Genomic DNA, 10560 nt, shown 5'->3' with positions numbered 1-10560 from the left:
CAAGGTGACTGGTCAGCTTGAAATCCGAGCGTATTAACACCGGCCTCCATTACAGATACGCAATGTGTTCAATATGACCGGTCAGCTTAGAATGTCAACGGGATTACGATCACGTTCACTTTAACAGCGCCTTGAAGGCGACGTTCAGGAAGTCGTCGATCGGCTCGCAGCTCTGCGTGATCTTGAGCCGGATCGTGGCGCCCTGCCAGGCATTGACCAGGAAGCGCGCCAGTTGCACCGGATCGTGGCGGGGATCGACCTCGCCTTTGGCCTGTGCTTCGCGCAGCACGGATGTGACGCCGTCGCACCAGTTCTCGAAGGTCGAACGCAACTCCTCGCGCATCTTCGGATAATCGGCGCTCATCTCGGCCGCGAAAACGGACATCATGCAGCCGCGGCCGTAACCGAGCGAAATGAGGCGCTCGGCCAAGTAATTAAAATGGTTTTTGAGGCGCTGAAGCGGCGGAACACTCTCGTCGAACAGCATGTCCTTGCGAACGCCTTCGAGATATCGCCGCAGCGAGTCGATCGCGAGATCTTCCTTGTTTTCAAAGTGATTAAAGAACGAGCCCTTGGGAACACCGGCCGCTTCGGTGATATCCTGGATCGAACAACCCTTGAAACCAAAGGTGTGCAGCGTATCCACCGCGCTGCTGGCGAGCTTTTCGCGCAGGCTGGGTCTGGCCATGGAAGCCTCCCGAGGGAATTTCTGGGCGCGAAGGATGAGAAATCCTCTGCAGAGCATGACAAATATGCGACTAAACGACTTAATTCAACGTCAATCGCGCGAAATATGACCAGTCAGATTGGAATTCGGTCAATAAACTACTAAAATACCTCTCGCTGGACCTCAAAGGCATTCAAAGGTCGCCCCGGCCGCCCGCTGTCTGAGTCACCGTGATTGATATTCGGCCGAAATGTCCTTGCCCGTATAGTCCGTCATGAGCGCGGTGGCGATGATCGTAATGACGGCGCAGGCTGCGACGTAAATCGCGATGGCGGTCGCCGAATGGTAGGTGGCGAACAGCCATGCCGCGATCAGTGGCGCCGGACCACCGGCGATGATGGAGGCGAGCTGATAGCCGAGCGACGAGCCGCTGTAGCGCAGCCGCCCGGTGAAGCTCTCGGCGATCAACGCGGCTTGCGGCCCGTACATCATGTCATGCGGGACCAACGAGAGAACGATCGCGAGATAGATGATCGGTTCCGAGCCGGTGTTGAGCATCGCGAAATAGATAAAGCCGAATATCCCGGTCACCACCGCGCCGATCAAATACATGTTCTTGCGGCCAATGCGGTCGGAGACGTGGCCAAATAACGGAATAGAAACGAACGACACCACGGAGGCGGTCAGCACGGCGGTGAGCAGGAAGTTGCGGGAGACGTGCAACGTGCCGATGCCGTAGGAGAAGACGAACGCGGTGAAGATGTAGAACGGCGCCTGTTCGGCCATTCGTGCGAACGCCGAAAGCAGGATCTCCTTCGGATGCTCCTTGATAACGGCGAGCATCGGCGCGCGCTCGACCTTTCGCTCGGCGAGCAGCTTGGCGAAGACAGGTGTCTCCAGGATGCCAAGACGGATGTAGAGGCCGACGCCGACCAGCACGATGCTGAGCGCAAAGGGGACCCGCCAGCCCCAGGACAGGAATTGTTCGCCGGACATTTGGCTGAAAGCGAGCACCGCAAGATTGGCAAGAAACAGTCCGCAGGGGACACCGAATTGCGGCCAGGACGCGACCAGGCCGCGTGAATTGTCGGTCCGCGCCCATTCCATCGACATCAGCACCGACCCGCCCCATTCGCCGCCGACGCCGACACCCTGGATGAACCGCAGGACAGTCAAAAGCACCGCGCCCCACAGCCCGATGCTTTCATAGGTCGGCACCAGCGCGACGGCGAAGGTGGCAAGGCCCATCAACAGCAACGTCGCGATCAGCGTCGATTTGCGGCCGATGCGATCGCCGAAGTGACCAAAAATCGCAGCGCCCACCGGCCGGGCGACAAAGCCGACCGCATAGATGGCGAAAGCTTCAAGCGTGCCAACCCAGGGATCGGAGTGCGGGAAAAACAGTTTTGCGAAAACGAGACCCGTCACGGTCGAGTAGAGGAAGAAATCGTACCACTCGATTGCGGTGCCGATGGTCGAGGCGATCACCGCGCGCCGGAGCTGGGTCTGATGTTGGTCGGGGGTGAGGGTGTGGCCGAGGGGGACAACGTTTGCATTGAGCGCTGACATGGGGAACCTCCGCAAGCCCGCGGGCGGCTCAACATGCAAAACGTCGGAAGCGAGGGTCGTCTGCGGGCGCCGTGCAGGGAACGCCCGGGCGGCACAACGGTTCCCTCTCGCCGAATGATCGTCCACTAGACTTTCGGCGGATGGCTAAACGTCTGCCCGGGTAGGAAGTCTCGCTGCGCTCCGGCGAGCCGCCGTCACCGGCGCGAGCCATTCAGGCGACGCCGACCATCTTCTTGCACATGGCGGCGCCATCGTTGATGGCGTCGCGTCCCTTCCATGCCCAATAGGTCAGGCGACCGGAGAGGGAGTTGTGGCTGCGCAGGCTGCGCGATCCCAGCACGTGGCCGACATTGTCGGGAAAACGGCTGATCTCGCTTTCCACGAGTTCGGTGATCGATGCCATCACCGCGTTGAGCCTTTGTCCCCAAGCCGATTCCGCAAGCTGATCGATGCGGACCCCGAGCGCATATTCGGTATCGTAGACGTCGACCAGAATTTCCTTGGCGACGAGGATGCGTTCGTGTTTGAGCGCGATCCGCAGCAGCCGGCGTTTGTCTTCCAGACGGTCCAGCACCATCGTGACTGCGGCTGCATAGGGTGTGGCGGCGACGTCGGCGGCATTTTTGGTGGCCGCGGCCTTGGTGGCGACGCGGATCAAGTGCCAATGGGTCTTGAGCCGCCCAGCTACCAGCGACAGCGCGAAAGGCAGTTGCTCTGGATGAGTCTTTGCGAAGGCAGCCAGCAGGGGCGTGATTTTGGCGACTTCGGCGTCTTCGAAGCGGGCAAGTCTGGCCGGCAGCGCCTCGTTCAATTTGGCGAGCTCCTCGCGAGCGCGAAGCGCACTGAACATCTGGACAAGGTCGTCGAAGACCGTGGGCGAGGCGGTGTAGGCCGAAAGCTTGGCGCGAATCTGGTCGGCGCCGTCCGGCGAGTTCAGCATGTTTTCCATGCTTTTCACGACCTTGGTCTGAAAGGTCGAGGCTGCCTGGCGGGCGTCCCGCTGCTTGTCCGCCGCAATCAGCTCCGTGAGATTCTTGATGTAGTCCCGCGCCATGGTCGGCAGCAGATCGCGGCTGATCCATTCCCAGATCGGCGACAATGACCCGCGCTGGATTGCGCCCGTCGCGGCCTGCTGCAGGGCGCCTTCGACCAGCAAGGGCTCCAATGGCGCGAAGAAGTGGCGCGCAGGGGTACTGTTGCGCTTCTGGGTCTGGCCGTTGGTGCGAAACTCGGCGCGCAGCGTTTCCATGACCTGGCCCACACCGGGCAGTTCGGCGCCGGAGAGCTCCAATCGCTCGAGTTCGTCCAGCAGATTGCTGCGCGTCGGCGGCGTCAACAGCTGCAAGAACTCTTTGAGGCGGGTCTGAATCATTGCAAAAGGTCGCGATTGGGCAAAGCAAGGCCTCGCAGCTCAGGGCAGGCGCGAGCCTGGAAAGATCAAAGCAGGGCGCCGTAAATTAAGTCGTAAAAAAACCGGTAAGGCAGTGCCTCTTTCTGCAAAGCTACCGGTTCACATTCCTGTCAGCAGCCCCATGCGGTCGCCCAATTGGCGTCATGTCGCTCAAAGTGCGACATTTTCTCTGCCCCTTTCTTCGCGCCCCAGTGATTAGCGAAAATTTAACCCTCTGAGCCGATGCGCCGGTGTCTCATTGGCCGGATCGGAGTTGCGGGAATGACCGCTGTCCGGAGCCCGCGACAGTCGGGTCCTCTTCCCGTATTTACGCGGGCGCTGATGGGAAGTTCGCGCGCGGGCCACTGACGGTAGCAAAAAGCGAGACGCTCGATTTCTGCGCAGATGGTCGCGCTCCCACTGCACTTCGATCACGTTTCTCGCTTCGATCCGATAGCTGGCGTCCGACAATAGAAGATAAGAAGGTGTTGGATCGCGTGACGTTCGGCCGTGGCCGTGATGTTTGCATCATGGTCATCGACGGAACCTGGCGCCGCGACCGCCTGCTCCAGGCCGTCGCGGATACCGGCGCCCTGCGGCGGACGGTGGAAGGTTCCATCCAGGGTCTCAATCTCAGGGAGTTTTTTCTGCTCCCGTCGTCAAACGGTCTCGCCTATCGCGTTGCGAACTCCTCCGGGTCAACGGCGCCGACATGGACATCAGTTCCTGAAGAGCGCGGCGAATGTGAGTTCCACCTGAAATTCATCGGTTCGTCTCAGCATGGCCTGATTGCCATGCCGCAGCGCAATTGTATCGGCTGCGAAGCAGTTGAGACCGCGCGGGAGAGAGGCATGAGCGTGGAACGCGCCAATTTCGAAAAACCGCGCCCATTCGCGTTAGACAGATTCATCTTGCTACTTGTGCGCTAAGTTCGGGTCCCGTAGAAATACGGATAAGAACGATTTGCGATCTGCGTCGCAACCTTCGTGAGTCCGCGTCGTTTTTTGCGCTACAAGGGACGATGTCACATGACCGAAAAGTCATCCTCTCGCGGTGAGATATTCGTCGTCGATGACGATCCTGCTGTCCGCGAAACTCTTTCTATTGTCTTGTCGGCCGGTGGCTATCAAGTCATCTGTTTCGCCGACGGCGCCGCGTTGCTGTCGGTCACGCGAAATCGCACTCCCGCCTGCATTCTTCTGGATGTGCATATTCCGGGCAAATCCGGTCTGGATATCCTGAAGGAATTGCGCGGCGAGGACTATCCGGCGCCGATCTTCATTATCTCCGGGCAGGGCGATATCGCCATGGCCGTCAGCGCGATCAAGCATGGCGCACTGGATTTCATCGAGAAGCCGTTTCGTGGCGACGAAATTGTCGCGCGGCTCAACGACGCGATCGAAGCCTATGCGCGCCGCCAGGCCGATCGTTCCGCCTCTAACGTCGGCTCAGCGCATTTTCCCGGCCGTGAGCCGCTGACCCGGCGCGAGCGTGAGGTGCTGGAGCAGTTCACCGCCGGTGCTTCCAACAAGGAGGCCGGACGGCACTTGGGAATCAGTCCCCGCACCATCGAAGACCATCGCGCGAACATCATGAAGAAGCTTGGCGCGAGAAATGCCGCCGACCTTGTCCGCATCGTGATGACCGCTTCCCGCGCGTCCTGACGAACTCCGGTCCGCCGCTGCGGCTTTGGGGCTTGGTTGGCGAGCAGCAGGTTGCCGCGAAAATCGCTGCTTCGAGACAAGCGGGCCTTGCTCGCCATGGATCGCCTGTGACATGACTCGATCAAGGGTCACGAGGTGTCACCATGAGCGAAAACAAGAAAAATCCAGATAATCTCCGCAGCGCGCGCTGGTTTGCGCCCGACGACCTCAGAGCCTTTGGCCATCGTTCGCGCGCCATGCAGATGGGCTATGCGCCGGAGGAATGGAAGGGCCGGCCGGTGATCGCGATCCTCAACACCTGGTCGGACGCCCAGCCCTGCCACATGCATTTCAAAAGCAGGGTGGATGACGTCAAGCGGGGCATTCTGATGGCGGGCGGCTTTCCGATGGAACTGCCGGCGCTGTCGTTGTCGGAATCTTTCCTGAAGCCGACCACCATGCTCTATCGCAATCTACTGGCGATGGATGCGGAGGAATTGCTGCGCGGTCACCCCGTCGACGGCGTGGTGCTGATGGGCGGCTGCGACAAGACCACGCCGGCGCTCCTGTTAGGGGCCACCAGCATGAACATCCCGGCGATCTATTTGCCGGCCGGCCCGATGCTGCGCGGCAACTGGAAAGGCAAGACGCTGGGTTCGGGATCGGATGCCTGGAAATATTGGGACGAGCGGCGCGCCGGCAAGATCTCCGATAAGGACTGGGTCGACGTCGAGGCCGGCATCGCCCGCAGCTACGGCACCTGCATGACCATGGGCACCGCATCGACCATGACGGCGATTGCCGAATCGATCGGCATGACGCTGCCCGGCGCGTCGTCGATTCCCGCGGCTGACGCGGGCCACATCCGCATGGCGTCGGAGTGCGGACGGCGTATCGTCGAGATGGTCTGGGAAGATTTGACGCCAAGGAAGATCCAGACGCGCAAAGCGTTCGAGAACGCGATTACAGTCGCGATGGCGATGGGCTGCTCCACCAATGCGATCATCCATCTGATCGCGCAGGCGCGCCGCGCCGGGCAGGACATCGGTCTGGACGATTTCGAGAAGGCGAGCCGCAAGGTGCCTGTGATCGCGAACGTACGTCCGAGCGGCGACAAATACCTGATGGAGGATTTCTATTATGCGGGCGGACTGCCCGGCCTGATGAGCCGGATCAAGCCGCATCTGCATCTCGATGCCCTAACCGTCACAGGCCAGACGCTGGGTGAAAACATCGCGCGCGCCGAAGTCTATAATGACGACGTGATCCGCACCGTTGAAAATCCGATCTATGCGGAGGGCGCGCTCGCCGTGCTCAAGGGCAACCTCGCGCCCGACGGATGCGTTATAAAACCTTCCGCGTGCGAGCCGCGCTTCCTCAAGCACACCGGGACCGCTTTGGTGTTCGACGATTATCCTTCGATGAAGAAGGCGATCGACGATCCCGATCTCGATGTGTCAGCCGATCACGTCCTGATTCTGCGCAACGCCGGCCCGCAAGGCGGGCCGGGCATGCCGGAGTGGGGCATGCTGCCGATCCCGACCAAGCTCGTGAAGCAGGGCGTGCGCGACATGGTGCGGCTGTCGGATGCGCGCATGAGCGGCACCAGCTATGGCGCCTGCATCCTGCACGTCTCGCCGGAATCCTATATCGGTGGCCCGCTCGCCCTGGTGAGGAACGGCGACAAGATCGCGCTCGATGTCGCCGCACGCACCATCAATCTCGACGTTTCCGAGGCCGACCTGAAGAAGCGCCGCGCCGAATGGAAACAGCCGGAGACGCGGTTCGAACGCGGCTATGGCTGGATGTTCACGAAACACATCAAGCAGGCCAATGAAGGCTGCGATTTCGACTTTCTTGAAACCGCGTTTGGCAAGCCGGTCGGCGAGCCCTCGATTTTTTAGTTGAAACCGTCATTCCGGCGCGCGACGCAGTCGCGAGCCCGGAATCCGTAACCACGATCAGGCGTATGGATTCCGGGCCTGCGCCGAGCGGCGCATCCCGGAATGACGAACGAGAAGAGTGAGCAGGTCATGTCAAAACTCTCCGACGCCACCCGCAACAAACTCAAAACCGTCTCGACAGCGACGGTGGCGACCGCATTGTTCAAGCGTGGTTTTCGCGTCCAGATGATTCAGGATGCGCACCCCTTAAGCAGCGGCCAGCCGGTGCTCGTGGGCGAGGCCTTTACGCTGCGCTACATGCCGGCGCGGGAGGACCCAAACAAGATCGAGGCGTTTTGCGATCGCGCCCATCCGCAGCGCAAGGCATCTGGGTGATATTTGAAGATTACGTCGAAGACCGGAGATCGCTTCATGACCGTGATCGCTTCGTAAGGCCCTGCTATTTGTTGGAGGATTGGGACGAGCGTACCGTTCGTAAGCGGGATTGAACCAACTCCGAAGATAGTCGCAATGATGCTACGCGCTTTGCTTGGGCCGAAAAGCTTCTCGCCAAGCAGACTGCCAAGCCACGCAGCAATCCCGGCGACAATCGCTGCCAACGCAATCATTAAAAGGGCAAGGTCATTCATACGTTGCAATACTGTCCGCCAACAATCTTAGCGGACTTTAGTAAATGCGCAAAGTTTTGCAAGGTCGAAAGCCGCGATGCAGGCACAGCAGACTTCCGGTATCGCCCCAAAGCCGACCTGCATTTGAACTGGTTTTTTAAGTCATTCGTTCAAGGCAAAGCGGACGCCGCTCTCAGCCTTCCTTCTCCGCGAGTCCCACGGCCCATAGCGCGAAGGCGTAGGCGATCGCCACTTCGTCGAGCCGGTTGAATCGGCCGGAAGCGCCGCCGTGGCCCGCACCCATATTGGTGCGCAACAATACAGGACCACCGCCGGTCATGGTCGCGCGCAGCCGCGCGATCCACTTCGCCGGCTCCCAATAGGTGACGCGAGGGTCGGTGAGGCCGCCCATCGCCAGGATCGCCGGATAGTCCTTCGCGGCGACATTGTCGTAAGGCGAATAGGACAGGATCGTCTTGAAATCGGTCTCGCTCTCGATCGGGTTGCCCCATTCCGGCCATTCCGGCGGCGTCAGCGGCAGCGTGTCGTCGAGCATGGTGTTGAGAACATCGACAAACGGCACTTCGGCCACAATGCCTGCGAACAGTTCGCCGGCGCGGTTGGCCACCGCGCCCATCAGCATGCCGCCCGCGCTGCCGCCATGGCCGACAATACGTTTCGTGCCCGTATATTTTTCCGCGATCAGCGTGCGCGCACAGGCGGCGAAATCGTCAAAGCTGTTGGTCTTGTTCGCGCGCTTGCCGTCGAGGTACCAGCCCCACCCCTTGTCGGCGCCGCCCCGGATATGGGCGATGGCATAGACGAAGCCGCGGTCGACCAGCGACAGCCGGTTGGCGGAGAACGACGCCGGCATAGCCATGCCGTAGGAGCCATAGCCGTACAGCAAAAGTGGCGCGCCGCCGTCGCGTGCGAGATCGCGGCGGTGGAGGATAGAGACCGGCACCTCGGCGCCGTCATGCGATTTCGCCATGATGCGGGTCGTGACGTAGTCGGCCGGATTATGACCGGACGGGATTTCCTGGCGTTTGCGCAAGATGCGCGTCCGCTTCATCATGTCGTAGTCGTAGACTTCGTTGGGCGTCGTCATCGACGAATAAGAGAAGCGCAAATTCGTCGTCTCGAATTCGTAGGAGCCCATGGTATCGAGCGAGTAGGCGGCTTCGTCAAAGGCTATGGCGTGCTCCTCGCCATTTGCGAGATCGCGGATGATAATGGCGGGCAGCGCATTGGCGCGTTCGAGCCGCACCATGTGGCCGGAGAACAATTCGACATCGAGCACATAGATGCCTTCGCGATAGGGGATCAGATCGCGCCAGTTCGCCCGCTCCGGCGAATTCAGCGGTGCGGTGGCGATCTTGAAGTCGATGGCGCCGTCGGCATTGGTGAGGATGAACAGTTGATCGCCGCGGTCGTTGACCGAATACTGCACGCCCTCCTGCCGCGCGGCCACCAGCCGCGGCTTGGCCAGCGCATCGGCCAGGTCGACCAGCCGCTGCTCGGAAGTTTCGTGGTCACCTCCGGCGATCACGCAATAGCGGCCGCTTGAGCTTTCATGGATGTGGGTGAACCAGCCGGGGTCTGTTTCTTCATAAACCAGAAGATCGTCGGCCTGCCTGGTGCCGAGGCGATGGCGCCAGACCTGCATCGGCCGGTGATTGTCGTCGAGCTTCACATAGAAGAAGGCGCTCGAATCGGCGCTCCATACCACCGCGCCGTCGGTCTCCTCGACCAGGTCGTCGAAATCCTTCCTCGACGCCCAATTGCGAATCCGGATCGAAAAATATTCGGAGCCCTTGGTGTCCGCGCTCCAGGCGTGAAGCCGGTGATCGGGCGAATGCCGTGCGCCGCCGAACTTGAAATAGTCGTGGGCCGCGGCGAGTTCGTCGCCATCGAGGATGATCTCGGCCTCGCCGCCATCGCGTGGCGTGCGTCCAAATAATTCGTGCTGACCTCCTTCGCGGAACTTGCGCAAGTAGGCGTAAACGCCATCGGGAGAAGGGACGCTGGAATCGTCTTCCTTGATGCGCCCGCGCATTTCCTTGACCAGCCGCTTCTGCAAGGGGGCGGTGTGGCCCAGCAGGCTGTCGGTGTAGGCGTTCTCCGCCTCCAGGTAGTTGCGGATATCCGCATCCAGAATGGAGGGATCGCGCAGCACCTCCTGCCAGTTCTTGTCCTTCAGCCACGCATAATCGTCCGAGACCGTGATGCCATGGGTTGTGAAGCTATGCGGGCGGCGTGGCGCGATCGGCGGCGTCAGGGGACTCTTTTTGTCCATTGTCTCGGTTCTCTCAACTACGGTGGAGGGCAGGGATGATATCGGGTTGCTGAAAGCGGATTGCCAGAGACAGGGCTCCGGCGCCACTCAGAACCCGCGCACCGGAATGGCCCGCCTTGTTGATCACGGAGTTGTATGGTTAGGCTCGGTTTCTTGCGGGAAAACCGATGCTTTTCAACTCCTACCCCTTCATTTTTGTCTTCCTGCCGGTCGCTCTCGTGGGCTATTTCGCGGCTGGTGCCGCTGAGAGATATCGCGAGCTTCGGAAAGTGGGCACTAGCCGCCTCGGGGCACAGGCGCCGGTGATCTGGCTGGCGCTGGCCTCGCTGGTTTTCTATTCGTTCAGCAACTGGCCATTCGTGGCGCTGCTGCTCGGCTCGATTGCATTCAACTATATCGTCGGCTGGCTACTGATTTCGCGCCGTCTGCGCACAGGACCGCGCTTTGCCGTGCTCACGGTGGGCGTCAGCGGCGACCTCCTGG

At 60.6% G+C, this 10560-nt stretch carries 6 protein-coding genes and 3 pseudogenes; 5 read left to right on the top strand and 4 right to left on the bottom strand.

All coding sequences use genetic code 11. The features are described from left to right. Positions 1-115 precede the first annotated feature (115 nt). The 3 genes from WB528_RS07395 to WB528_RS07385 form a co-directional block, all read right to left on the bottom strand. Complete coding sequence (locus WB528_RS07395; RefSeq protein WP_423887765.1) at positions 116-688, bottom strand: TetR family transcriptional regulator C-terminal domain-containing protein; 573 nt, start codon at positions 686-688, stop codon at positions 116-118. Positions 689-892: 204 nt separating this feature from the next. Beyond that, positions 893-2236, bottom strand: coding sequence for an MFS transporter (locus WB528_RS07390; RefSeq protein ID WP_423887764.1), 1344 nt, complete (start codon positions 2234-2236; stop codon positions 893-895). A gap of 211 nt (positions 2237-2447) precedes the next feature. After that, a complete protein-coding gene (locus WB528_RS07385; RefSeq protein ID WP_423887763.1) occupies positions 2448-3608 on the bottom strand; it encodes a hypothetical protein in 1161 nt (386 codons plus the stop codon). Between the two features lie 488 nt (positions 3609-4096). On the opposite strand from WB528_RS07385, the pseudogene WB528_RS07380 reads away from it, so the two are divergent. From WB528_RS07380 to WB528_RS07365, 4 genes and pseudogenes are all read left to right on the top strand, one after another. Then, positions 4097-4356, top strand: a pseudogene (locus WB528_RS07380) (PilZ domain-containing protein). A 298-nt stretch (positions 4357-4654) separates the two neighbouring features. Further along, entirely contained in the window at positions 4655-5290 is a 636-nt protein-coding gene (locus WB528_RS07375; RefSeq protein ID WP_423887762.1) for a response regulator transcription factor, read from the top strand. 143 nt (positions 5291-5433) lie between these two features. Continuing rightward, complete coding sequence (gene araD, locus WB528_RS07370; protein WP_423887761.1) at positions 5434-7173, top strand: L-arabinonate dehydratase; 1740 nt, start codon at positions 5434-5436, stop codon at positions 7171-7173. A 129-nt stretch (positions 7174-7302) separates the two neighbouring features. Then, positions 7303-7539: pseudogene (locus tag WB528_RS07365) on the top strand (ribonuclease activity regulator RraA); the annotation flags it as partial. Positions 7540-7974: 435 nt separating this feature from the next. On the opposite strand, the gene WB528_RS07360 reads toward WB528_RS07365, so the two are convergent. Then, complete coding sequence (locus tag WB528_RS07360; RefSeq protein ID WP_423887760.1) at positions 7975-10077, bottom strand: S9 family peptidase; 2103 nt, start codon at positions 10075-10077, stop codon at positions 7975-7977. Between the two features lie 167 nt (positions 10078-10244). Here WB528_RS07360 and WB528_RS07355 point away from each other — a divergent pair. Beyond that, positions 10245-10560 (top strand): annotated as a pseudogene (locus tag WB528_RS07355) (hypothetical protein); the annotation flags it as partial.

Source organism: Bradyrhizobium sp. (assembly GCF_049586575.1).
GTDB lineage: Bacteria > Pseudomonadota > Alphaproteobacteria > Rhizobiales > Xanthobacteraceae > Bradyrhizobium.
The sequence above is the reverse complement of the archived record's forward strand: the minus strand, read 5'-3'. Positions and strand labels throughout refer to the sequence as shown.

What these genes read in the sequence shown, in the direction of transcription:
- WB528_RS07385 (WP_423887763.1), bottom strand. Translation starts at nt 3,608, where the DNA reads ATGATTCAGACCCGCCTCAAAGAGTTCTTGCAGCTGTTGACGCCGCCG.
- WB528_RS07395 (WP_423887765.1), bottom strand. Translation starts at nt 688, where the DNA reads ATGGCCAGACCCAGCCTGCGCGAAAAGCTCGCCAGCAGCGCGGTGGAT.
- WB528_RS07360 (WP_423887760.1), bottom strand. Translation starts at nt 10,077, where the DNA reads ATGGACAAAAAGAGTCCCCTGACGCCGCCGATCGCGCCACGCCGCCCG.
- araD (WP_423887761.1), top strand. Translation starts at nt 5,434, where the DNA reads ATGAGCGAAAACAAGAAAAATCCAGATAATCTCCGCAGCGCGCGCTGG.
- WB528_RS07390 (WP_423887764.1), bottom strand. Translation starts at nt 2,236, where the DNA reads ATGTCAGCGCTCAATGCAAACGTTGTCCCCCTCGGCCACACCCTCACC.
- WB528_RS07375 (WP_423887762.1), top strand. Translation starts at nt 4,655, where the DNA reads ATGACCGAAAAGTCATCCTCTCGCGGTGAGATATTCGTCGTCGATGAC.